The 706-nt window shown below is 46.0% G+C and carries 1 protein-coding gene and 1 pseudogene; one reads left to right on the forward strand and one right to left on the reverse strand.

The features are described 5' to 3' along the window. Positions 1-566: pseudogene (locus A3766_RS03270) on the reverse strand (rod shape-determining protein); the annotation flags it as partial. Between the two features lie 22 nt (positions 567-588). Here A3766_RS03270 and A3766_RS28720 point away from each other — a divergent pair. Beyond that, a partial coding sequence (locus tag A3766_RS28720; RefSeq protein WP_369808594.1) for a rod shape-determining protein occupies positions 589-706 on the forward strand: 118 nt, incomplete at its 3' end.

Genomic DNA, 706 nt, shown 5'->3' on the forward strand with positions numbered 1-706 from the left:
GAGCTATTATCGATCAATTCGATTGCTTTACCACCACCACGAGCAACGCAGGTAAGCGGGTCTTCTGCGACAATAACAGGAAGGCCTGTTTCTTCACTTAAAAGTCGATCAAGACCTCGGAGCAATGATCCGCCACCTGTCAGGACAATACCACGCTCGGCAATATCTGATGCAAGCTCTGGAGGTGACTGCTCTAAAGCCCCTTTCACTGCCTGTACAATCGCAGATAATGACTCTTGTAGCGCTTCGAGGATTTCTTCACTGTTCAAGGTAAAGCCACGAGGCACACCTTCTGCCAGATTGCGACCACGTACATCGATCTCTCGAAGTTCAAGACCTTCGTATGCACAACCGACTTCCTGTTTAATCTTCTCTGCAGTGGTATCACCAATTAGGCTGCCGTAGTTACGACGAACATAAGTAACAATTGCTTCATCAAAGCGGTCACCACCAACTTTTACTGAGTCAGCATAAACAATGCCGTTTAGAGAAATGATGGCAATTTCAGTCGTACCACCACCAATATCAACGACCATAGAGCCACTTGCTTCTTCAACGGGTTTACCCGTTGAAGAAGCAAGTGGCTCTATGGTCGTTGATATTGGTGGTGGTACGACTGAAATTGCCATCATTTCTCTAAACGGCATTGTTTATGCTGACTCAGTAAAAGTTGGTGGTGACCGCTTTGATGAAGCAATTGTTACTT

It is taken from the genome of Oleiphilus sp. HI0132, from assembly GCF_001635845.1.